The 23,567-nt window shown below is 43.1% G+C and carries 16 protein-coding genes and 1 pseudogene; 10 read left to right on the forward strand and 7 right to left on the reverse strand.

The window, feature by feature from the left end; genetic code table 11:
- Positions 1-128: 128 nt before the first annotated feature.
- From emrD to xthA, 3 genes are all read left to right on the forward strand, one after another.
- Positions 129-1,334 (forward strand): multidrug efflux MFS transporter EmrD, encoded by a 1,206-nt coding sequence (gene emrD, locus DUN60_RS08945; RefSeq protein ID WP_029405212.1) that lies wholly within the window; start codon positions 129-131, stop codon positions 1,332-1,334.
- A 340-nt stretch (positions 1,335-1,674) separates the two neighbouring features.
- Positions 1,675-3,765, forward strand: coding sequence for a S9 family peptidase (locus DUN60_RS08950; RefSeq protein WP_162808229.1), 2,091 nt, complete (start codon positions 1,675-1,677; stop codon positions 3,763-3,765).
- Between the two features lie 170 nt (positions 3,766-3,935).
- Positions 3,936-4,742 (forward strand): exodeoxyribonuclease III, encoded by an 807-nt coding sequence (xthA, locus tag DUN60_RS08955; RefSeq protein ID WP_114633789.1) that lies wholly within the window; start codon positions 3,936-3,938, stop codon positions 4,740-4,742.
- 135 nt (positions 4,743-4,877) lie between these two features.
- Here xthA and DUN60_RS08960 read toward each other — a convergent pair whose 3' ends face one another.
- From DUN60_RS08960 to DUN60_RS08980, 5 genes are all read right to left on the reverse strand, one after another.
- Positions 4,878-7,760 carry an ImpA family metalloprotease gene (locus DUN60_RS08960; protein WP_114633790.1) on the reverse strand — a complete coding sequence of 961 codons (2,883 nt, stop codon included), beginning with the start codon at positions 7,758-7,760 and terminating at the stop codon, positions 4,878-4,880.
- A 225-nt stretch (positions 7,761-7,985) separates the two neighbouring features.
- Positions 7,986-8,663 (reverse strand): ABC transporter permease, encoded by a 678-nt coding sequence (locus DUN60_RS08965; protein ID WP_004736535.1) that lies wholly within the window; start codon positions 8,661-8,663, stop codon positions 7,986-7,988.
- 2 nt (positions 8,664-8,665) lie between these two features.
- The gene (locus DUN60_RS08970; RefSeq protein WP_004736534.1) at positions 8,666-9,406 is read right to left on the reverse strand and encodes an ABC transporter permease; all 741 of its coding nucleotides are present in this window, start codon (positions 9,404-9,406) and stop codon (positions 8,666-8,668) included.
- Positions 9,407-9,485: 79 nt separating this feature from the next.
- Positions 9,486-10,256 carry an ABC transporter substrate-binding protein gene (locus tag DUN60_RS08975; protein ID WP_017078148.1) on the reverse strand — a complete coding sequence of 257 codons (771 nt, stop codon included), beginning with the start codon at positions 10,254-10,256 and terminating at the stop codon, positions 9,486-9,488.
- 136 nt (positions 10,257-10,392) lie between these two features.
- A complete protein-coding gene (locus DUN60_RS08980) occupies positions 10,393-11,163 on the reverse strand; it encodes an ABC transporter ATP-binding protein (RefSeq protein ID WP_004736532.1) in 771 nt (256 codons plus the stop codon).
- A gap of 790 nt (positions 11,164-11,953) precedes the next feature.
- On the opposite strand from DUN60_RS08980, the gene DUN60_RS08985 reads away from it, so the two are divergent.
- The 5 genes from DUN60_RS08985 (at position 11,954) to DUN60_RS09005 (ending at position 18,912) form a co-directional block, all read left to right on the forward strand.
- Positions 11,954-13,495 (forward strand): DUF3360 family protein, encoded by a 1,542-nt coding sequence (locus DUN60_RS08985; RefSeq protein WP_017083998.1) that lies wholly within the window; start codon positions 11,954-11,956, stop codon positions 13,493-13,495.
- Between the two features lie 307 nt (positions 13,496-13,802).
- Positions 13,803-16,079 (forward strand): formate C-acetyltransferase, encoded by a 2,277-nt coding sequence (gene pflB / locus DUN60_RS08990; protein ID WP_004736530.1) that lies wholly within the window; start codon positions 13,803-13,805, stop codon positions 16,077-16,079.
- Positions 16,080-16,281: 202 nt separating this feature from the next.
- The gene (locus DUN60_RS08995) at positions 16,282-17,283 is read left to right on the forward strand and encodes a lipid A deacylase LpxR family protein (RefSeq protein ID WP_114633791.1); all 1,002 of its coding nucleotides are present in this window, start codon (positions 16,282-16,284) and stop codon (positions 17,281-17,283) included.
- Positions 17,284-17,447: 164 nt separating this feature from the next.
- Entirely contained in the window at positions 17,448-18,188 is a 741-nt protein-coding gene (pflA, locus tag DUN60_RS09000; RefSeq protein WP_004736528.1) for a pyruvate formate lyase 1-activating protein, read from the forward strand.
- Positions 18,189-18,411: 223 nt separating this feature from the next.
- The gene (locus tag DUN60_RS09005) at positions 18,412-18,912 is read left to right on the forward strand and encodes a YfbU family protein (RefSeq protein ID WP_054547269.1); all 501 of its coding nucleotides are present in this window, start codon (positions 18,412-18,414) and stop codon (positions 18,910-18,912) included.
- 108 nt (positions 18,913-19,020) lie between these two features.
- On the opposite strand, the pseudogene DUN60_RS24970 reads toward DUN60_RS09005, so the two are convergent.
- Positions 19,021-19,155, reverse strand: a pseudogene (locus DUN60_RS24970) (MipA/OmpV family protein); the annotation flags it as partial.
- Between the two features lie 388 nt (positions 19,156-19,543).
- Between DUN60_RS24970 and DUN60_RS09015 the strand changes: the two are divergent.
- Positions 19,544-20,113: an outer membrane protein gene (locus DUN60_RS09015; RefSeq protein WP_114634314.1), complete on the forward strand. Its 570-nt coding sequence runs from the start codon at positions 19,544-19,546 to the stop codon at positions 20,111-20,113.
- Positions 20,114-20,479: 366 nt separating this feature from the next.
- On the opposite strand, the gene DUN60_RS09020 is transcribed toward DUN60_RS09015, so the two are convergent.
- Positions 20,480-21,235 (reverse strand): MipA/OmpV family protein, encoded by a 756-nt coding sequence (locus DUN60_RS09020; protein WP_017111073.1) that lies wholly within the window; start codon positions 21,233-21,235, stop codon positions 20,480-20,482.
- A gap of 354 nt (positions 21,236-21,589) precedes the next feature.
- On the opposite strand from DUN60_RS09020, the gene DUN60_RS09025 reads away from it, so the two are divergent.
- A complete protein-coding gene (locus tag DUN60_RS09025) occupies positions 21,590-23,524 on the forward strand; it encodes a PrkA family serine protein kinase (RefSeq protein ID WP_114633792.1) in 1,935 nt (644 codons plus the stop codon).
- Positions 23,525-23,567 lie beyond the last annotated feature (43 nt).

Genomic DNA, 23,567 nt, shown 5'->3' on the forward strand with positions numbered 1-23,567 from the left:
TTGATTGCTAACTCGGCACTCAACCTCTAATATCTCGCGCCTAGATTCCCTGAACACTTTATTCATTTGGCTCTCCTCAAAGGAGCGCTAAGGCTTTTTACGTCTTTAATTTTTGGAGAGAAACGCAAATGTCTGCCTCGTTTCCATTAGCGAAACTTACCTTTTTAATCGCTATTCTGACTGCCGTAGGTCAAATGACTCAAACGATGTACGTGCCTTCTATCGGTCATATGTCGGGTGAGTTCTTAGTTTCGGCATCTTCACTGCAAGCAGTGATGGCGTGTTACTTGATCCCTTATGGTCTGTCGCAATTTGTTTACGGCCCACTTTCTGATCGCCTAGGTCGTAAACCGATCATCGTGATTGGTTTGATCATCTACATCATCGGTACTTTGGTCGCATTATTCGCTCATGAATATGAATGGTTCTTAGCGGGTAGCTTTATCCAAGGTTTGGGTATCGGTTGTGGCGGTGCGATGTCTCGTACATTGACTCGCGACTGTTTTGAAGGCGCAGAACTGCACCGTGCAAACAGCTTGATTAGCATGTGTGTGATTTTCTCACCATTGATGGCTCCTGTATTGGGCGGTTACCTGACAGAAGCTTTCGGCTGGCGTTCTAGCTACTTATTCCTTGCACTGTTTGGTATTGCTGTTGTGATCACTATGATGACGAGCATGATGGAAACACTACCGAAAGAACGACGCAAGCATGAATCAGTTGCCAACAGCTACAAATTCGTTCTGTCTGACAAACGTTTCCAAGGTTTCTTATTGGTATTAGTCGCAACCTTTGCTGGCGTAGCCGTATTTGAAGCAGCGGCAGGTGTGTTGCTTGGCGGCGTACTTGGCTTACCTGCAACCACAGTAAGCTTGTTGTTTGTCTTACCCATTCCGGGTTACTTAGTCGGTGCAGGCCTATCTAGTTACATCGCACAACGTCGCAGTGAGCGCCGCGTACTGAATGTTGGTCTAGTTGCTATCTTGGTAGGCTCAACAGTGGTGTTGATACCGGGTCTATTCGGTCAAACAACAGCATTAACTTTGATTGGCGGTGCAACGATTTACTTCTTAGGCGCTGGTATCTTATTTCCAGCAGCAACAACGGGAGCGCTTTCGCCATTCCCATTCCACGCAGGTACAGGGGGCGCGATCCTCGGTGGTATGCAGAACCTAGGTGCTGGCATCGCAACACTATTGGCATCGTTCTTCCCTGCTCAAGACCAACTGCCACTCGGTTGCTTGATGATTGCAATGTCATTCATCGCCATGCTTGGTTTACGTTGGGTTAATCGTAAACCTGACCATTCAAATGAAATGCCATTGGCTATCTAAAGTAAAACTCGAACCCTGCCCAAACAACGAAGAGGGACATACTGAAAAGTGTGTCCCCTTTTTGTTTCGCATTTATTCCTTCCACTCTCACTTATCAGCAATTTCATTTAACATTACTTTGATTTTTTGAAAACAATAACAGACACTTACGCTGAAAGTGCCTATCCAGAATCCAATTATAAATAACATCACTGGAAGAACCCAAGTTCAGATTACAAAGGATGCTGGCATTAAAACGAGTAAGGTGCACACTAAGGATATACAGATGCGTTTCGCTTTAACCACATTAGCCGTATCGGTCGCGCTTGTCGCCGGATGCAGCAATCAAGGAATAACAACCATGGACCACAACTCTCCATCGCAACTCATCGCACATCAAACCCAAGCCCCCGTAGCTAAGAAAGTCCCTCATGCAATGACGATTCATAGTGATACCCGAATCGATGATTATTACTGGATGCGTGATGATGAACGCCAAGACCCAGAGATCTTGCAGCATCTTGAGCAAGAGAACCAGTACGCAGAGGCCGTGCTGAAACACACTGAAGCATCACAAGAACAGTTATTTGAAGAGATCAAAGGGCGAATCGCAAAAGACGACAATTCAGTACCGGTTCGCAAAGGCAGCTACTTCTATTCGAATGAAGTCACAGGTGACAACGAATACCCCGTTCACTTACGTGCAAAAGACTTTGCAGGCGCAGACAAGCAAATCATTTTAGACGTTAACGCACTGGCAAAAGAACATGAATTCTTCAGTGTTGGTGGCTTGACGATCAGTCCAAACGAAAACTTGTTGGCCTATGGCGAAGATACGCTTAGCCGCCGAATCTACACCATCAAGATTAAAGACCTCACGACAGGTGAATATCTGAAAGACGAAATTGAAGGTGCCTCGAGTGCAATTGGATGGCAAAACGACAACCAAGCCTTCTACTACATCAAGAAAGATCCACAAACATTGCTGGGTTACCAAGTTTTACGACATGTATTGGGCACACCTCAGACAAGCGATGAGCTAATCTACGAAGAAACCGACAGCGCTTACTACACCTCTTTGAGTAAAAGCAAAGACGGTGAAAAGGTCTACATCTGGCACTCGAGCACTGAAACCAGTGGTGTTTCGATGATTGATGCCAACAACCCAAACGCGAAAGCAGAAGCTTTCTACCCACGAGAGACTGGCATCGAGTACAGCATCGCTAAGCTAGATGATTGGTATTACATCGACACTAACTACCAAGCCGTCAACTTCCGTTTAATGAAAGTAAACACGGCTGACATGCATGACCGTTCAAAATGGGTCGACGTCATCCCAGCAGACGACGGCACTCAACTTGTAGATTTCGAACTGTTTGATGACCATCTTGTTTACGAACAACGTGCGAATGGCTTGTCTACAGTGAAAGTTCGCCAACTATCAACAGGTAACGAGTTCCCACTTGAATTTAACGACACCGCATTTGCCGCTTACCTAACGAGTAACTATGAATTAGATAACTCAAAAGTTCGTGTCTATTACAGCAGCTTAACCACGCCAGGTACTTACTATGATTTCGATCTAAGTACAGGTGAACCTGAGCTAATGAAGCAGACACCCGTATTAGGTGATTTCGAAGCGGATAACTACCAATCAGAGCGAATCATGGTAACGGCTCGCGATGGTAAGCAAGTACCTGTCTCTTTGGTATATCGCAAAGACTTATTCAAGAAAGACGGCACTAACCCTATCTATCAATACGGCTATGGCTCTTACGGCCACACAATCGAACCAACCTTTGGATCGGCTCGCCTCAGCTTACTTGATCGCGGATTCGTTTATGCTATCGCACATATTCGTGGTTCAGAAATGCTTGGTCGCCCTTGGTATGAAAATGGCAAGAAACTGACCAAACAAAACACGTTCAACGACTTTATTGATGTAACCAAAGGGCTTGTTGAAGAAGGTTACGGCGCTAAGGATAAAGTATTTGCGGTAGGCGGCTCGGCTGGCGGTCTATTGATGGGCGCAATCATCAACCAAGCACCAGAACTGTACCGTGGTATTGGTGCACATGTTCCGTTTGTAGACGTGGTGACGACAATGCTTGATGAATCGATTCCTCTCACCACAAACGAGTATGACGAATGGGGCAACCCCAACGATAAAACCTACTACGATTACATGCTAGGTTACTCGCCATATGACAATGTGAAAGTTCAAAGCTACCCGAACATGTTAGTAACAACAGGCCTGCATGACTCACAAGTACAGTACTTTGAACCAATGAAGTGGGTGGCGAAACTGCGTGAAATGAAAACAGACAATAATGTATTGTTGTTCAAAACCGATATGGAAGCTGGTCACGGCGGGGCTTCTGGTCGATTTAAACGACTCAAAGAAGACGCACTTGAATACGCCTTCTTTTTAGACTTGCTAAAAACTCAGTAGGCTCAACGTAACTGTAGGTATTCACACCATTTAACGTCGCCATTTTGTCTTTATAAAGTGGCGACAGAAATTATTAAGCATGGTTAAATACGATGAACCATGAAATCAACCAAATCAAAAAATCTTTGAAAGCTCGTAGTGACAAAGATTTCTGAGAGGTATAAAAACAAATGAAAGTTATTAGCTTCAACATCAATGGCCTTAGAGCCCGCCTTCACCAACTGCAAGCGATTATCGACAAACACCAACCCGACGTGATTGGTCTTCAAGAAATTAAAGTGCACGATGAAGCCTTCCCGCTCGCTGATGTTGAAGCGATGGGCTACAAGGTTTACTTCCACGGCCAAAAAGCACACTACGGTGTGGCAATGTTGTGTAAGCAAGAACCTATCTCTGTGCAGAAAGGTTTTCCTACAGACAATGAATACCATCAAAAGCGTATGATCATGGCTACGTTTGAAGATGAAAACGGTGAAAAGGTAACGGTACTAAACGGTTACTTCCCTCAAGGAGACAACATTAAGCATGAAACCAAATACCCGTACAAGCGTGAGTTCTACAAAGACTTAATGACGTACCTGAACGATTACCACAACAAAGATGAACAAGTGATCGTAATGGGCGACATTAATATCAGCCCTACCGATATTGATATCGGTATTGGTGAACCTAATGCGAAACGTTGGTTGAAAACAGGTAAGTGTTCTTTCCAACCAGAAGAGCGCGAATGGTTGAAAACACTGATGGATTGGGGTTTTGTGGACAGCTTCCGTTTACTACACCCTGAAGTGAACGATCAATACTCGTGGTTTGATTACCGCTCAAAAGGCTTCGTAGACAACCGTGGTCTGCGTATTGATGTGGTCCTAGCAACTCAAAAGCTTGCTGACAAATGTACTGAAGCGGGCATCGACTACGAGCTACGCGGTATTGAAAAACCATCAGACCACGCTCCGATTTGGTCTACGTTTAAATAGTCATTTTTAGGTAACAAAACTTAGCCAGATCAAGTAGCAAGCAAATAGTACTCACAATGCTGATCAGAAGCTAATAACGAAAGAGAGGAGATAATATCTCCTCTCTTTTTATTCGTGACTCTATCTGTCATATACCTAGTTAAGCGGCCAAATGGTCGTGCCGTCAACGTCTAACGGCGTCTTAGCAAACTCATCTAAACAATATCCTTGATTAGACGATGCAAAATATGTCAAAGGCATGTTACTTAGACTAAGAGCTGTGACTTGTTGCTTCGCTTTGTCACTGAAACTGAATCCCCACATATCTAAGTATTGCGTCATATTCCGTTCTGCAACGTAACTCAATGCGATAAGCAACCAATCATTGTTTGTAATATCTACCGCTTCTTGTCTCGTATAATCTGAAAAACCAATCGAGCCTTTTCGATCGTTCCAAAGTTCATCACCGCCTTTCACGCGATTAAACTCTCTCTCAATCAAGTGCAAGCGCCCTAATAAATGCCACCCCGAATTCAATACACCCTGCTGCTCTGCAAGCATCATCATTTGAATGTAGATACGAGCTCCCCAACTCCAACCAGTTTGATTTTGAGCCGCCATAAAAGCACTTGGATCAGGTTGAGTCCGGCTCTGCTGTAAAAGCTGATACTGCCCTTTAAAATCTAAGCCTTGGCAAGAAGATACCTTTCCGGTGTCTTTATAGTATTTTGATTTACTAAAATACGAATAGTAGTTGGTTGTTGAATGACCATCCCATCCAGAAAATCTGAAACGACCTCTCTCTAAGCCATGCCCTAACTCATGAAGATCACCATGCCCTAACGGGTGAAAAGACCAGTAAGCATCGTAAGGGTTTCCTGAACAGCCGTAACCACAGTTCGCTTGATCGGCATTCATGTGCTTCACGATATCAATATTCGCAATTTCCCAGTCCTTTGCCTCACCGTATTGATGAACTTCAGTAATTTCATCAATCCCAGGACCTCTAAAACCTGCAAGCGCATGAGGAAAGTTATGTACATAACGCTCAGTGGCGAGTGCCATATCATGCGGCTGCGCCCAATCTGAGGCACCGATAGACTCTTTCATCTTGTCTAGTTTAGAATGGACTTCGAACCCAGGTGTAACCAACTCGGCCCAATCAAACTTTCCTTCTTCCAGCTGCGCGACAAAACTGTCGTTGTCGGCTTCACTTCGCCAAACAGGGTGTTGAGCAACATTTTCAAAACGTAGCTCAACATTAATATCATTGGTATCAAAATGAACCTGTAATGTTCCGCCATAGGCAGAAGTCAGAGAAATCGTCTCTCCTGTTTTCACTGGATAGGTTACTGACGTCAAAAACTTCGGCCTAGCATAGCCGTCATCGCCCGAAAATTCGTGAGTCGCGCCACTACGTAGGGTATTAAATGCTATCGATGTCGCGACCTCATTGTTGTCCAAACGAGTCACTTTGATTGTCTTACCCGGCAAAGCATAGACACCAGCCGCACGAAAGTTTCTCTTAGACTCTAAGGAAATAAGCTTGGTGACCAACGGTACATTATCAAAACTCTTAGAACTGAAATTACCTAAGCTTGGTTGCGCTGCATTATACAAACGGCTGTTGTATGTGGCGTAATCACTATAGTAAGAACGAAGAAACTCGATTCTCTCAGTTACGCCTTTACCCATCGGGTATTGAACATCTTGGCGATAACGATCAGCGAGTAACAGCAACAACTTTTCATATTCGTAATCATCGGTTGCAAACAGATCAATTTTTTTACTATCAAGAGTCGTTAGGTGTGAACGAATACTGTTCGCAGCGACATAGAACTCTTCATTCATGTTGGAATCGTCAGGACAAGATTTGTCATCACACGAATTCAGATCGACGGTGAAACTGTTGTCTTTCAGACGCTGTAAAAGCGCTTGTTGTTGAACAATATTATCCGGCATTCGATCTATCAGCTGTGTAGAATCCCAGTTCGATAAACCGAGCTTACGCCAATAGTTGTCGCCAACGTAAGTCATGTGCATTTCTGAAAATAGCGCGTTACCTAAGTCCGTCATACCGCCATCAAGATGTAGGTATAACACTGGTATATTTTTATTGAACGCCAAGCGTAAACCCGTAATCACATCTTCAATGTCATCACCATCATTCAGCTTTTGGGACAAAACCAGTAAATCAGGGTTATTGCTTTCAACGCATTGACTCAACTTATCGCCATCACAAGCATTGTCGGCATTAATAACCATTGAAGGATTGATATTACTAGTCAACCAATCTCGTGTTGCTTGGTCGTCAGGAAAATAATGAGATTGATCGAGCTGAGCTAATACGACATTTTGTGGCGAATCATTATCAGAAGCCCACTTAACCAAGTTTTCTAGCCAAATATCCATCTCTTCGTTAACAGAATCTGGAAAGCGCTGCTTAGTTCGAAACGGGTTACTTGCCAATGCTGCATAGCGACTGTTATCTGACGTATAACCCGCAATACCAATGGCAAGCTCTTGGTCGGAATACCCATCTTGCATCGCTTTATTGGTTTGTAAGATGACATCGTTAAAGCCATAAGTTGGTAAGATAATTGCCGTGTCGTGTGTTGGATCCCAATGAAGATTGCGTAAAGGCTCTCCTTCAGAGTTTTGGGATAATGCTTGCTTAATATGATTGAAGTTCGAGTTGTATTGAGCAACTAATGCTCGGCTGGCATCAATGAACTCTTTGGAATCCTTAACATAAGAAGCATCACCTGTGGCCAACGCCTTTTGAACAGCAGTTTGTGGAACCGGAGTGATACCAGGCTCACCACTTCCGTCGCCTTCGTTTCCTTCTCCTCCGGAACCACCAGAACCACCAGAACCACCAGAACCACCAGAACCACCAGAACCACCAGAACCACCAGAACCACCAGAACCACCAGAACCAGTTTGAGCACTTTCACCGCCGCTGCCACCTCCACATCCAAAAAGTGATAAAGCAATAGCACAAAGAACCCAATTGGATAGTAACTTACTCTTTTTCATCATTATTCCATACAACAACAAAATTTTGCTGAGTCTATCTATCGCCAAACCTAAAGCAATCAATCTCATGAATACGTTAGTTTAATTTGAAGCAAGGTAACTATTTCGTTGGGACGTAACTTCTCGAAAGCTCGTAGAATTCAAAATCACACGACTTGTTTAATGCTATAAAAAACGGCGCTATAGAAGCGCCGTTTTTTTAACTATGATTTGTACAAAGTGCAATTAGCTAAGTGGTCTTAGGTAAGCAAGGAAACGCTTCTCTGCGAATTTGAAAATCGCAATAATGATAAACGTTAGCCCCATGTAGAATAGGCCTGCTGTTAAGAATGATTCAAATGGTGCGTAGTAACGTGAGTTAACCAAACGGGCAGCACCCGTTAGATCCATAATGGTTACGATACCTGCTACCGCTGAGCCATGAAGCATAAAGATAACTTCATTACTGTAAGCCGGTAATGCTCGACGTAAAGCGCTTGGAAGAATAATGCGGCGGTATGTCTTGGGTGTGCTCATGCCGTACGCTTTTGCTGCTTCAACTTCACCTTTAGGTAAGCCGTTAATGGCACCGCGAATGATTTCTGCTGTGTATGCCGATGTATTAAGAATGAATGCCACCAAAGCACAAAACCATGCATTTTCCCATAGTGTATCTTTTACCGGGAAGAACTGATCCATTCCGTAGTAAATGAGGTACAACTGCACCAATAATGGCGTACCACGGAAGAAATAGATGAACGACCAAGCTGGAGCGTTAATCAGCATATTTGGGCTGTTACGAGCAATAGCTAATGGTATTGCTACACATAAGCCAATGATCAAAGCGACGCAAACCATCCAAGCCGTTGTCCATAAACCACTAAGGTAAATCGGCAGGCTTTCAATTATCAATGAAAAGTCCATAACTACCTCGCGTGGATACTGAATTTACGTTCAACCAACTTAAGCAAGCCCGTCGAAACACTGGTGAAGAATAGGAAAATAAGAGCCACTGTCATATAAAAGGTAAATGGCATTTTGGTTGAACCAGCAGCCAATGCACTAACACGTACCATGTCCTCTAGGCCGATAATCGAAACCAACGCGGTGGTCTTAAGTAGAACCAACCAGTTGTTACCAAAACCCGGCAGTGCGTGACGAATCATTTGAGGTAACAGAATACGGCGGAACGCTAAGACGGGTCCCATGCCGTAGGCCTTTGCCGCTTCCATCTCACCGCTGTCGACAGCCATGATTGCACCACGGAAAGTTTCAGCCATGTAAGCACCAAAGATAAAGCCAATGGTTAAGACACCAGCAATGAATGGGCTGACATCGATATAATCAGGTAAATAAGCGGTCCATTCATGGTTAGGATCACTTGATGTGAACCACTCATTGAGCCACTCATTGATGGAATACAAACTGTTGTTTAAAAGGATTTGTCCACCAAAGAAAATCAGCATCATCAAGACGAGATCGGGGATGCCTCGAATGACAGTTGTGTAGAGGGTTGCAATTGCACGAGCCCAGCGATAAGGCGCAAGTTTTGCTAAGGCACCTAGCATACCAAGAACCATAGCTAAAATTAGCGACAGCAAGGCAACTTCGATTGTAAGCACCGCCCCTTTCAGGATCGAAGCTTCATATCCTTGTAAATCAAACATAATGAATTCCAACAGAACTGCGAAAAAGTTGGTAAGACAGGGAGAGGAGAACCTCTCCCTTAAGAATTGACGCTAGATATTACTGACCGTATACGTCGTAGTTGAAGTATTTAGCTGCGATATCTTGGTAGATGCCTTTTTCACGTAGTGAAAGGATTGCCGCATCTAATTGCTTAGTCAGATCTTTGTCTTGCTTACGTAGAGCAATACCAAAACCATCGCCGAACCATTTAGGATCTGTTAGTGATGGGCCAACAAACTCGTAGTCTTCACCACCCGCTTTGTTTAGTACGCCTTCTTCTAGAGCCGATGCATCACCCAGTACAGCAGCAACACGACCGTTAGCTAGATCAAGGTAAGCTTCATCGAATGAACCGTAACGAACGATCTCTACTGTGTCGCCGTAGTTGTCTGTTAGGTACTTATCGTGAGTTGTTGCACGTTGAACGGCAATTTTTTGACCACTTAGATCATCAAAGTTAAGGCCTGCACCTTTTTTAGCGATGAACTTGTTTGGGATAAGTGCGTATTTACCAGTGAAATCGATCTTTTTCTTACGCTCTTCCGTGATAGACATTGCCGCGATGATCGCATCATATTTACGAGCAAGTAGAGAAGGAATAATACCATCCCAATCTTGTGCAACGATCTTACACTGCACCTGCATTTCGGTACAAAGCGCATTAGCCATATCAACATCGAAGCCTTTTAGTGAACCGTCAGCTTCTGTCCAGCTAAATGGTGGGTAAGCACCTTCAATACCGAAACGTACTGTTTTCCATTCTTTTGCTTGAGCTACGCCCGTTGCAGCAGTTGCAGCAAGTGCCGCGACTAATAACCACTTTTTCATATCCCTACTCCTGTGATTTAGGTTTTTATGTTTTGCTAATTTTAATATTGTGTTTGTTGTTGCTTATTAACTTACTTGTTGTGTTTTATTGTTCATACCGTCGCCATTTTCCTTAGCGGCGGTATTTCAATTCTGATTAGTAAATCGATGAGATAAATTGTTGTAAACGCTCAGATTCAGGTTCCGTAAACAGTTTAGCTGGATCGCCCTGTTCTTCCACTAGACCTTGATGCAAGAACATCACATGATTTGATACGTCGCGTGCGAAAGCCATTTCATGTGTTACCACAAGCATGGTTCTGCCCTCTTCTGCTAGATCGCGCATTACACCAAGCACTTCGCCTACTAACTCAGGGTCTAATGCCGATGTTGGTTCATCAAACAGCATAACTTCAGGATCAACCGCTAGCGCTCGCGCAATAGCAGCACGCTGTTGTTGTCCGCCAGACAAGTGACCCGGGTAGTAATCTTTACGCTCGTACAGACCGACTTTCTTCAGTAGTAACTCTGCATTTTCAATCGCTTGTGCTTTAGGTACACCTAAGACGTGAACAGGCGCTTCGATAACATTTTCGAGAACGGTCAGGTGAGACCACAGATTGAAACCCTGAAAAACCATCGCTAGGCGAGAACGGATTCGCTGTACTTGTTTTTCATTGGCAGGAACTGAAACACCTTGGCGGTTGTTTTTCATTTGAATTAATTCGCCATTAACCCAAATTTCGCCGGCGGTAGGTGTCTCTAAAAGGTTGATACATCTAAGGAAAGTACTTTTACCAGACCCAGAAGATCCGATAATCGAGACTACATCGCCTTTATGCGCAGAAAGTGAAATTCCCTTTAAAACTTCATTTTGACCAAACGTTTTGTGTAGATCCTTTATGTCCAGCGCTGGTACATCTTTCATGCGCTTTCTCTCCCAAGTTTGTGAAAATGCAAGGTACTCCGACCTTTTCATGCGATACAAACTAGCACCACACGGAATAACATGCAACAAATTATTAACCTAATAATTTGGAATAAATAGCGATTCACTCTGACTTATTATGCAAAAGGTAGCGTTTTCACCTCAATTTAATGAATGAGTTCTATCAATAAGTCATAATTACCACTCTTACATTGTTTAAATAAAGTTAATCAAAATGAGATTCTCGTAGCCTGATAGCTCACAAGAAAAACACGTTTTGTGAACTTAGATATATCGCTGTCGAAAAATGCAACCAGAGCATTCAGCGCACCCCCCTCTATCAATCACCGTTCTGTTTGAAGTCATTACATTGTAAGTATTTCAAAAGGAATGGATGGCAATCGAATAATAGTGAAATAACTCAGTTGGCGTTGAGCATTCAGTCAATGCCATAACGGGAGAGGCTCAAAGAAGATTGGAAAACGTCAGTTTGTGAAAACAAATTACACTTTTTATCAACGGTACGTTAATGAATCGCTGCGTTTTGTAGCTTTCTTTCACATACACTCATAAAGTGATCAAGATCAATCACCCTAAAGGGTAAGCTTGATAGACTCCTCAATACAAAATAAGGCATTAAAAATGCCAAACATTTCTTTTAACTTAGCTGCATAAAGCACATCAAAACCGTGCAACATAGTGTTAATAAGTTATAACTAAGAAATAACGCAATTACGCGAACTTATTTAATTCAATTTTAGAATTACTAACATAAAAATATGAGGAATCTATGTCAGACGTTGTGAATAATGCGAACTCTGAAGTAGAAGAGAAAAGCTATAAAGAGCTACACCGCCCTTCTTCGGAATTTGAGAGCCGCTCAGATTATCTAGATCACGAACTTCAAATCATGAAGCCTCGCCGCTTCGGTTTAAACCTTCCAGGCCGTGATTTCCGTTTTGAACTTGAAGACCTTGTTCCTGCACTTGCTGGTACCATAGGTATCATCGCGATGTACTCAGCAGTAATGATGTCTTGGGCTGATGGCCTAACCCAAGCTTGGGATCACGTAAACCTAGGTAAAGACTTCGCAATTGAAGTCGCTCGTGTAGAAATGCTTATTCCTGCACTGCTGTTCTGTATTCTTGCTTCTGGTTTCTTCAACCCTAAAGCAAACCTTGCCGGTAACCACGGCCCAATGATCCCTCTTATTGGTACCATCGCTCTCGCTGGTGCTCACCCTCTTGCATTGGCAATCCTTATCGGTGTCTTCGGTCTAATCCTAAGTTTCCTAAAAGGCGGCTCCAAGCTGGTTAACCTGACTTCGGAAGGTACCGCTGGCGGCTTACTCATTTTCTTAGGCCTAACAGGCACCATGAGCCAAATTAACTCGATTCAAGCATGGGCGGTTGGTCTTCAATCTTCTACTGTTGAAGCAGGCAGCATGGGTTACGTTGGTTTAATCGTTCTTGCTATTACGATTGCTATCTACGCTTTCTTAGCAAAAGTGAACAAGCGTTGGTTGGCTATCCCAGTTTGTGCATTCACAGGCCTTGCTATTGCATTAGCACTAGGTGCTGGTTTCGATATCGTATTCGAAACTGAAATGGGTATTCCAAACCTAAACCCAGTTTACTGGTGGGGTTCTACTTCTGAAGGTTGGATGCTTGGCTTGCCAAACGTTGAACACTTCATTGCTTCTTTACCATTCGCAATTCTTGCCGTAGCAATGTGGTCGCCAGATTTCCTAGGTCACCGTATCTTCCAAGAACTGAACTACCCTAAACGTTCTGAAAAAGTTCTGATGGATGTTGATGACACAATGACTATGTGTTCAGTTCGTCAAATGGTGGGTACTGCAGTTGGTGGTGGTAACATCACTTCTTCTTGGGGTACTTACATGATCCCAGCAGCAATCGCAAAACGTCCAATTCCTGGCGGCGCAATCTTGCTTGGTTCTTTATGTATTATTGTTGCGATTCTTGGTTTCCCAATGGACGTAGCTGTATGGCCACCAGTGATGCGTGTTGCGCTGCTTGTAGGTGTATCTCTGCCTCTACTTGAAGCGGGTATGCAAATGGTTAAGGATTCAAAAGATTCTCAAGCAGCTGGTATCTGTATCTTCGGTTCTGCGGTTGTTAACCCAGTATTAGCATGGGCACTGACTATGCTTCTAGATAATAACGGTCTAATTGGTGATAAAGAGCGTGCGAAGCGTCTATCATTTGTAGACAAGATTGTTATCCCAGTTGGCGTTTTGGTTATCTGTTTAGTAGCAATGCTTGCAGTTGGTATGCTAGAAAGTCAATATGGCCTAAAAGCTTGGCTATAATGGTTCTAACTACACAAAAGTAGTATTGGTATTAAAAAAAAGTTTGGGTGGCAACCCCTGCCACCCATTTTTTTTCAACTTTTTTTGGCATTTATTGATTTAGTTTAAGGTTTACAGAAATTTTTTAGCGTAGTCTTGAATACATAGAGTAAAGACAACATATAAAAGGTAGTGACAATATATATAACCATATGATGCGAATATGCTCATATATATTGTTATTAATAAGAGTGTACTACCCTTACGAGGGGCGCTGGCTCAACAGTGTTAATGTACGTATTTTTTCTACTAAAAAGGTAGGTATGTCATGGCAGAGCAATTTGCTAAAGCTTGGGAAGATTTTGCTGCAGGTGAGTGGCAAAGCGAAGTAAACGTTCGTGATTTCATTCAAAAGAACTACACGCCGTATGAAGGCGACGAGTCTTTCCTAGTTTCTGAGGGTACTGAAGCAACTAACAAGCTTTGGTCTTCGGTAATGGAAGGTATCAAACAGGAAAACGCAACTAAAGCACCTGTAGATTTCGATACTTCTGTTATCTCTACCATTACTGCTCACGATGCAGGTTACATTGAGAAAGATCTTGAGACTATCGTTGGTCTACAAACTGAGAAGCCACTAAAACGTGCAATCATCCCTAACGGTGGTGTACGTATGGTTGAAGGTTCTTGTAAAGCATACGGTGAAACTCTTGACCCAATGGTTTCAAAAATCTACTCAGAATACCGCAAAACACACAATGCTGGCGTTTTCGATATCTACACTCCTGATATCCTAAAATGTCGTAAGTCTGGTGTTCTGACTGGTCTTCCTGATGCTTACGGCCGTGGTCGTATCATTGGTGACTACCGTCGTGTTGCACTATACGGTATCAACTTCCTAATGAAAGACAAAGCGGCTCAATTCGCATCTCTACAAGAGCGTTTCGAGAACGGCGAAGATCTTTCTGCAACAATGCAATTGCGTGAAGAGATCTCTGAGCAACATCGTGCTCTAGGTCAAATCAAGCAAATGGCTGAGAAATACGGTTTCGATATCTCTGAGCCAGCTCAAACTGCTCAAGAAGCTATCCAGTGGACTTACTTCGGCTACCTAGCTGCTGTTAAGTCTCAAAACGGTGCTGCAATGTCTCTAGGTCGTACTTCGACTTTCCTAGACATCTACATCGAGCGTGATATCGCTGCTGGCAAAATCACAGAAGACCAAGCACAAGAAATGATCGACCACTTCGTAATGAAGCTGCGTATGGTTCGTTTCCTACGTACTCCTGAGTACGATGAGCTATTCTCTGGCGACCCAATCTGGGCTACAGAGTCTATGGGTGGTATGGGTGTTGATGGTCGTACGCTAGTAACGCGTTCGAACTTCCGTTTCCTTAACTCTCTATACACTATGGGTCCTTCTCCAGAGCCAAACATCACGGTTCTTTGGTCTGAGCAACTGCCTGACGGCTTCAAGCGTTTCTGTGCGAAGGTATCTATCGATACTTCTTCTATCCAGTACGAAAATGATGACCTAATGCGTCCTGACCTTGGTTCTGATGATTACGCAATCGCTTGTTGTGTATCACCAATGATCGTTGGTAAGCAAATGCAGTTCTTCGGCGCTCGTGCTAACCTTGCAAAAACTATGCTTTACGCAATCAACGGCGGCGTTGATGAGAAGCTTAAAATGCAAGTTGGCCCAGTTGGCGACAAGATCACTGACGAAGTACTTAACTACGATGACGTAATGGGTCGCCTAGACACATTCATGGATTGGTTAGCTAAGCAATACGTGACAGCTCTAAACAGCATTCACTTCATGCACGACAAGTACAGCTACGAAGCGTCTCTAATGGCTCTTCATGACCGTGACGTTCGTCGTACTATGGCTTGTGGTATCGCTGGTCTGTCTGTTGCTGCTGACTCACTGTCTGCAATCAAATTCGCGACGGTTAAACCAATCCGCGACGAAGATGGCATTGCAACTGACTTCGAAATCGAAGGCGATTACCCTAAATACGGTAACAACGACTCTCGTGTAGATGACATTGCTTGTGAACTAGTTTCTACGTTCATGAACAAGATCCGTAAGCTTAAGACTTACCGTGATTCAATCCCTACACAGTCAGTTCTTACTATCACGTCTAACGTGGTATACGGTAAGAAGACAGGTAACACTCCAGACGGTCGTCGTGCTGGTGCTCCTTTCGCTCCTGGTGCTAACCCAATGCACGGTCGTGATGAGAAAGGCGCTGTAGCTTCACTAACGTCTGTAGGTAAACTACCGTTTGCTGATGCTCAAGATGGTATCTCTTACACTTTCTCTATCGTGCCAAACGCGCTAGGTAAAGAACAAGACAGCCAACGTGCTAACCTTGCAGGCCTAATGGATGGTTACTTCCACCACGAAGCTGGCATTGAAGGTGGTCAACACCTTAACGTTAACGTTCTTAACCGCGAAACTCTTGAAGACGCAGTTAAGCACCCTGAGAAATACCCTCAGCTAACGATTCGTGTTTCTGGTTACGCTGTACGCTTCAACTCTCTAACTACAGAGCAGCAAGCTGACGTAATCGCACGTACATTTACTGAGTCTCTATAAGCTCACGCTAAATAGATAAGTAAAATGATATTAGCCCCGCCAATGTGCGGGGCTTTTTTATATCATCCAGAAATTTATTATTTCGTCTTCACTATACGAAACGTCAGATTGAGCAAAAAACCCGTCATCTATTCACTTTTTTTTCACACCTAAACTCTAATTACGGTACTATCTTGGTTCATAATTTAAGAGTAACTGCTCCATGAAATACCTGCGTTGTTTACCCCTGCTCCTTCTCTCTTTTTCATCTTTAGCATCTGAGCGTTCTACGCTAACTTTCGCTTTAGATAATGATGGTATTTTTGGTGTCGACCAAGACTATACCAACGGCTTATTTCTGGGTTACACATCGTCAAGTATTACGCCATACAATTGGGTGAAACCATTGAGTCTCTCTTACTGGGGCGCAAGCTCTCTAGATAAATGGGAAATCACCATTGGCCACAAGATGTATACGCCTTCTGATATTGAGTTAGAAACGCCATCGGCTAATAACCGCCCATACGCAGGTTACCTACATACAGAATTCAACTACATCAGTTTGAACCCACAACAAGCCCAACGTTTTAACATTACCTTCGGTACAACAGGCGAACGTGCACTGTCTGAAGATGCTCAAAAGTTGGTTCACTCGATCACAAAATCAGATGAGCCTATGGGTTGGGAATATCAGGTTGACGATGAGTGGGCGGGGAGCGTTGGTTACTTAAGCCATTTCAACCTAATGCGTAATCAAGCACTAGCAAATACAGACTTCGAGATCTCTAACATTTCAGAAATTAATGTGGGTAACTTTAGAAGTGATATCCAAACGGGCTTCATGTTCCGTTGGGGTACCGACTTAGGTGGTAACTTTGGCGCGGCTAACATCAGCACTGAAAACCCATTTAAAGCTGGCATGATTGGCGCATCCAATACGGGTTGGTTTACCTATGCTGGCCTCGAAGGGCGTTACCGATTTAACGACCTCACTATCGAAGGTGATCGCTCTGGTGTTGACGAATACGCAAATAAAAACAACGAAAACCCTGCGATCTACGATGTGACATTAGAGAACATCCAAGCGACAGCCGTACTGGGTTTTGCTTGGTATAACCAATACGTTGGTGCCTCTTTCGCGCTAACGGCCAAAACGCCTGATTACAAAGAAGCGAAAGAATCGATTTATACCACTGGTGGCATAACTATGTTTGCTTTCTTCTAACCACCAGTAAGGGCTTTCGTCCTTTACTTTTCCAGTTTAATACAGGCAATCATCTTCACCGGTGATTGCCTTTATTTTTAAAGGCCTCGTTACCATTTGACCCTATTTTATGTACCGTTTTTGTAATAAAATACACGGTATAAATTCCTCTACGAGAATAGCTCATGTCTACAACTGGTCGCATTCACTCATTCGAATCTTGTGGTACTGTCGATGGCCCTGGTATCCGCTTCATTGTGTTTCTTCAAGGCTGCTTAATGCGTTGTATGTACTGCCATAACCGCGATACATGGGATCTTCATGACGGAAAGGAAGTAACGGTCGAAGAGATCATCAACGAAGCAAAATCATACCGTCATTTCATGAAAGCCTCTGGTGGTGGTATCACCTGTTCTGGTGGTGAAGCGATGCTACAACCTGAGTTTGTTCGTGACTTCTTCCAAGCGGCGCAAGCTGAAGGCATTCACACTTGTCTTGATACTAATGGCTACATTCGTAAGCACACTGAAGTGGTCGATGAAGTACTAGAAGCCTCTGATCTAGTGATGCTGGATCTTAAACATATGCGAGATGAGATACACCACGATTTCATTGGCGTATCAAACAGACGTACTCTGGATTTTGCACGCTACCTACACAAGATTGGCAAGAAAACTTGGATTCGTTACGTGATTGTTCCTGGCTACACGGATACTCCTGAAGATGCTCATCTTCTTGGTGAATTCATTAAAGACATGGATAACATCGAGAAAATAGAACTGCTTCCATACCATAAGCTTGGTGCTCATAAATGGGAAGCGCTTGGTTATGACTACCCTCTTGAAGGTACAAATCCGCCAAGCAAAGAGAAAATGGACGAAATTGTTGCTGTTCTAAGCCAGTACCATTCAAACGTAAAATACTAATCTAGACTTTTACGTTCATAGTGTTTTTAAACGCCTCAATTTCGATTGGGGCGTTTTCTTTTGTGGCTCAAACTATCCTTTCACTTTTCTTTACAACTTTTGTTTATCAATTCAAAAAATCATATTAAATCCGTGTTGAGATCATGTTTCCACGCGTAGGAATGCTGTTACTCTTACTGCAACAAAAGAATATAACATTTAGTTTTTTAGTGAGGCTCCTCCCATGGAAATGACCAATGCTCAGCGTCTAATTCTATCAAATCAATACTACCTAATGTCTCAAATGGATCCTGAGAACTCCGCTAAATACCAACGTCTACAAACGATTGTAGAGCGTGGTTACGAACTTCAAATGCGTGAACTTAATAAAGAATTTGGCTGTTTGACTGAAGCCGAATGTCGCGAAGTTATCGACATCATGGAGATGTACCATGCCATGCAAGAGTCGAACAAAATGCTTGCAGAACAAGAACGTGCTGAAGTTGATCAACGTCGCCTACAGTTCCTAGGTTTTGATATCGCTTCTGAAGCTCAGAGCGTACATTACGTGCGTTTCCTTGTTGATTCTGAAGGTCTTTACCCTCAATTCGACAAAGCAGATCACCACTTCAATAGCCAAATGCCAATGCTAGAGAAATACCGCCGCATGCTAACAACATGGCGTAATTGCCCTCGTCAGTACCACCTATGTGCGACAGAGCTATCTCAAATCTTTAGTGCTTAATACATTGATTGATCAGCTCTAACTTCTAAAAAGTTTCAAAAAAGGGTTACTCATCGTGAGTAACCCTTTTTTAATACACGTATACAAAGAGAAAAACCAAAGCAACGGGAAAACGTAAGCAACACCGATGTTCGCGGCCATGTTGATACCACATTCAAGCATTGGGCTATTCTCAATATCACCTTCAAGGTTGATATATCGAACACCATCGGTTCCTCAAACATTTGGTGTCACATGCAGATAGTCCACTTTCAGGAGTGGGCTTTTTTGTGCCCAAAAGGAAATCATGAGGTTGTGTAAGTGTGGAGCTAGTGAATGCTCACAAACAAAAAGAACGCGATTTATGAAGCTACATGAATATAAAGCATGCTTTAAATACAGGAAATGTAAGTGAAATCATCAAGATAAGATAGCGAACAATGAACGCTTGCTGGTTAATCACACTGTTCTAGGCAATTATCCTTCGAATATAAAACTAAATATCTCTAAAAAGCAGACGCTCTCTCTTTATTAATTACATTCTGAAACATTAATACAAATTAAATACCACCTTCGCCTTTCGAACGGTGTTTTTTATTTTGGAAAAATAGTTAGAATGCCCCCGAAATTTATTAATCAGAGCGATAAAAAAATGAGAAAGTTCATCCTTGCATCACTAGCTATCATGTCTACTTCAGCTTTCGCAGCTAACGAAATGTACGTACTTGGTGGCGTTGGCATTAACGAAGATGACACAGGCGCACAATTCACTGTTGGTTCACAAGTTCTTGATACAAAATTTTATCTAGAATCAACCATGAATTACATCGACTCAGACAACAGCGATGTTACTTCAGACGTAAACGGCGACCTGACTAAGTACAAAGGCAATTTGAAACATTTCAAAATGTCTCTAGCTCCAATGTATAAATATAGTTTCGATGAGTCTTTTGCTATCTACGGAAAAGTTGGTCTTGCTTACTCAAACGTAAATGTTAAATCAACAATTACTAACAAAGATTGGTCAGTGAATAATAAACATTCAAATAGCGAATGGGGCGCAACTTACGGCATCGGTGCTGAATTTAAGTCAACGCAACCAATGTTTGGTAACTCGAAGTTTATGGCGCGTGTTGGTTTCGATTGGTACGACTTCAGCTCAGGTGGTCTAAACCTAGGCAGTGACGGCACTCTAGGCCTACAAGCCGGTTTCACGTTCTAAGGTGTGAAGTAGAAAGGTTTTTCGCCCATCAAGCTCAGTGAGCGTTGACGGTTTGTATGGTATCGATGTTGATTATGGCAATATCGTTATGCAAAAAACAACCTGAAGAAAGCAGTTGAAACCGACTTACTTATTGAAAATCTAACGATTAACGGTAACTAATCCAACAGGTGAAGAGTTTGGTAGTGAATTGATTTATAGGAAAATCATTGATGGGAGCTAAATCTAGCCATGTCATGTCTTTCCTTGATTTGATTTGATTTGATTACTGCAATAATCGGTCGGTACTTCGCATAAATAAAAAGGGTTACTCATCTTGAGTAACCCTTTTTTAATGTCCGCATTTAGAGAGAAAAACCAAAGCAACTAGAAGACGTAAGCAACACCGACGTTTGCGGCCATGTTAATGCCACTTTCAAGTATTGGGCTGTTCTCAATATCACCTTCAAGGTTGGTATAACGAACGCCACCAGTGACCCGGATATTTGGCGTCACATGCAAGTAACCGCCTAAACCAATAAAGTACTGACCGTCCCAGTCTGCATCGAATTCATTTAAATTGGTTCTCGCCGCTTCTGCTGAGCTCACCCCATACAGGTGATTATTCAAACGTTCACTGTTATAGGCATAACCAATAGAGGGTGTAATCGCCCAACCATTGCGACGAATCGGCAAACGCCAAGCTGCTTCCGCATAAATACCATTGTGTCTAAAGCCTAAGTCCGAACCAGCTGTCGCTTCAAACATCCCCACCAAGGTGATCACTTGGTAGCTAATACCACCTAATACTGATGCTTTACGCTCATCTAACTTTTGAATATCAACGTTATCAGAATCACCCGGCTTTAATGTTCTAGAATCATAAACCGCTCGAAACACAATATTCTGTGGTGAGCCAGCAGGAAGTAAGCGATAACCTGCACTGAATCCACGCATGAAAAAGTGCTCACCTTCATAACCAATCATAGGGATCACAGCACGGTTTGACGGTGTATCTTTATAGACAGCAGGAGAATAAGAAGCGGCGACGCCCAGTGACCACTGTGAGATTTTTGCATGTGTTGCTGTCGAAGCCAGTAACGCAGCACTGATAGCCACTATTTTAAACCCATTATTCTTCACTACATCTACCTATTTATTGAGCAATTTTTGATAACGCCGCGCATTATATGGTACTTCATTCCAGAAAATCAATAGAGCTCAGTTATACATCTAATACACATAAATCCAGTGTGAGTATTATTAAGCGACCTAAAATCACAAAACAAACGGCTAGATCCTCTCGAATGTAAAATAATTGGATTCTACACGCCCCAAGTTGCCTATTGCTCTCACTACGTTTTTCACACGCAAAATTGTAAATAAATACATAATTGTTAAGCAAAATTGTGGAAGCGGGTCTAATCTTAAAATGTAGGGAGAGCCTATTTTTCAATCGCTCATCAGTTTTGACTGGTTAACAAGGGGAATGTGACTATGAGTATTTTTGACCACTATCAATCACGTTATGAAGCAGCCAAGGAAGAAGAGCTCACATTGCAAGAGTTCTTAGGGCTGTGTAAAGACGATAAAAGTGCTTACGCTAACGCTGCTGAGCGCTTACTACTGGCCATCGGCGAACCGGAGGTTATAGACACCGCTCAAGACCCCCATCTCAGTCGTATTTTCTCGAACCGTGTCATATCGCGCTACAGCGAATTTAAAGATTTCTATGGCATGGAAGATGCGATTGAACAGATTGTTTCTTACCTAAAACACGCAGCACAAGGTTTAGAAGAACGTAAACAGATCCTTTATCTACTTGGTCCTGTGGGCGGTGGTAAATCTTCTCTTGCTGAAAAGCTAAAAGCACTGATGCAAAAACTACCAATCTATGTGCTGTCTGCTGATGGTGAGCGAAGCCCAGTAAATGATCACCCCTTCTGTCTATTCGACGTAAACGAAGATGGCGACCTTTTGAAACAAGAGTACGGAATAGAGAAACGTTACATACGCTCTATCATGTCACCTTGGGCAGCAAAACGCCTCCATGATTTCGGTGGTGATATCTCTAGATTCAAAGTCATCAAACTACGCCCTTCGATTCTCGACCAAGTTGCGATCGCGAAGACAGAGCCTGGTGATGAAAACAACCAAGATATTTCGTCTCTGGTTGGTAAAGTCGATATTCGTAAACTTGAGCACTTCTCTCAAGATGATCCCGATGCCTACAGCTACTCTGGTGCGCTGTGTAAAGCCAACCAGGGTGTGATGGAATTCGTGGAGATGTTCAAGGCGCCAATCAAAGTCTTGCACCCACTCCTAACGGCAACGCAAGAAGGTAACTTCAACGGTACCGAAGGGCTTTCTGCACTGCCATTTGACGGTATGATTCTAGCTCACTCGAATGAATCTGAGTGGCAGACCTTCCGTAACAACAAAAACAACGAAGCCTTCCTCGACCGTGTGTACATTGTAAAAGTTCCTTACTGTCTACGCGTCTCTGAAGAAGTTAAGATCTACCAGAAACTGCTTGAACATAGTGAGCTGTCCAAAGCCCCTTGTTCACCGAGCACACTCGCTCTGCTATCGCAATTCAGTATCCTTTCGAGACTGAAAGAGCCTGAAAACTCTTCTCTGTTCTCAAAAATGCGTGTTTACGATGGTGAGACTCTAAAAGACACCGATCCAAAAGCGAAGAGTTACCAAGAATACCGAGATTATGCTGGCGTTGACGAAGGCATGTCTGGGCTATCAACGCGTTTCGCCTTTAAGATTCTGTCTCGCGTGTTCAACTTCGACCAAGCCGAAGTGGCGGCAAACCCGGTTCACTTGTTCTACGTTATTGAACAACAGATCGAACGTGAGCAGTTCCCTCAAGAAACCGCTGAGAAGTATCTTGAGTTCTTGAAAGGATACCTAGTACCGCGTTACGTAGAATTCATTGGTAAAGAAATTCAGACCGCTTACCTAGAGTCTTACTCTGAGTACGGACAGAATATCTTCGACCGTTACGTCACCTACGCTGATTTCTGGATTCAAGACCAAGAGTACCGCGATCCAGAAACAGGACAGCTATTTGACCGTGCTTCTCTGAATGGTGAACTAGAGAAAATCGAGAAAACAGCTGGGATCAGTAACCCTAAAGACTTCCGAAATGAGATTGTGAACTTTGTGCTTCGTGCCAAAGCCAACAATAACGGTCAAAACCCGGTTTGGACGAGCTACGAGAAACTGCGCACTGTGATTGAGAAGAAAATGTTCTCCAACACAGAAGAGCTACTTCCTGTTATTTCGTTCAATGCTAAGACCTCAACGGATGATCAGAAAAAACACGACGACTTCGTTGCTCGTATGATGGAAAAAGGCTACACCGAGAAACAAGTGAGACTGCTATCCGAGTGGTACCTAAGAGTTCGTAAATCCTCATAACCAAACTGTACTGAGCTGTTCAAGTGAGCAGCTCGTACAAACC

It is taken from the genome of Vibrio splendidus (genome assembly GCF_003345295.1).
GTDB classification, from domain to species: domain Bacteria; phylum Pseudomonadota; class Gammaproteobacteria; order Enterobacterales; family Vibrionaceae; genus Vibrio; species Vibrio splendidus_K.

Coding starts and splice junctions, on each gene's coding strand:
- emrD (WP_029405212.1), top strand. CDS start 129: ATGTCTGCCTCGTTTCCATTAGCGAAACTTACCTTTTTAATCGCTATT.
- DUN60_RS08950 (WP_162808229.1), top strand. CDS start 1,675: ATGGACCACAACTCTCCATCGCAACTCATCGCACATCAAACCCAAGCC.
- xthA (WP_114633789.1), top strand. CDS start 3,936: ATGAAAGTTATTAGCTTCAACATCAATGGCCTTAGAGCCCGCCTTCAC.
- DUN60_RS08960 (WP_114633790.1), bottom strand. CDS start 7,760: ATGAAAAAGAGTAAGTTACTATCCAATTGGGTTCTTTGTGCTATTGCT.
- DUN60_RS08965 (WP_004736535.1), bottom strand. CDS start 8,663: ATGGACTTTTCATTGATAATTGAAAGCCTGCCGATTTACCTTAGTGGT.
- DUN60_RS08970 (WP_004736534.1), bottom strand. CDS start 9,406: ATGTTTGATTTACAAGGATATGAAGCTTCGATCCTGAAAGGGGCGGTG.
- DUN60_RS08975 (WP_017078148.1), bottom strand. CDS start 10,256: ATGAAAAAGTGGTTATTAGTCGCGGCACTTGCTGCAACTGCTGCAACG.
- DUN60_RS08980 (WP_004736532.1), bottom strand. CDS start 11,163: ATGAAAGATGTACCAGCGCTGGACATAAAGGATCTACACAAAACGTTT.
- DUN60_RS08985 (WP_017083998.1), top strand. CDS start 11,954: ATGTCAGACGTTGTGAATAATGCGAACTCTGAAGTAGAAGAGAAAAGC.
- pflB (WP_004736530.1), top strand. CDS start 13,803: ATGGCAGAGCAATTTGCTAAAGCTTGGGAAGATTTTGCTGCAGGTGAG.
- DUN60_RS08995 (WP_114633791.1), top strand. CDS start 16,282: ATGAAATACCTGCGTTGTTTACCCCTGCTCCTTCTCTCTTTTTCATCT.
- pflA (WP_004736528.1), top strand. CDS start 17,448: ATGTCTACAACTGGTCGCATTCACTCATTCGAATCTTGTGGTACTGTC.
- DUN60_RS09005 (WP_054547269.1), top strand. CDS start 18,412: ATGGAAATGACCAATGCTCAGCGTCTAATTCTATCAAATCAATACTAC.
- DUN60_RS09015 (WP_114634314.1), top strand. CDS start 19,544: ATGAGAAAGTTCATCCTTGCATCACTAGCTATCATGTCTACTTCAGCT.
- DUN60_RS09025 (WP_114633792.1), top strand. CDS start 21,590: ATGAGTATTTTTGACCACTATCAATCACGTTATGAAGCAGCCAAGGAA.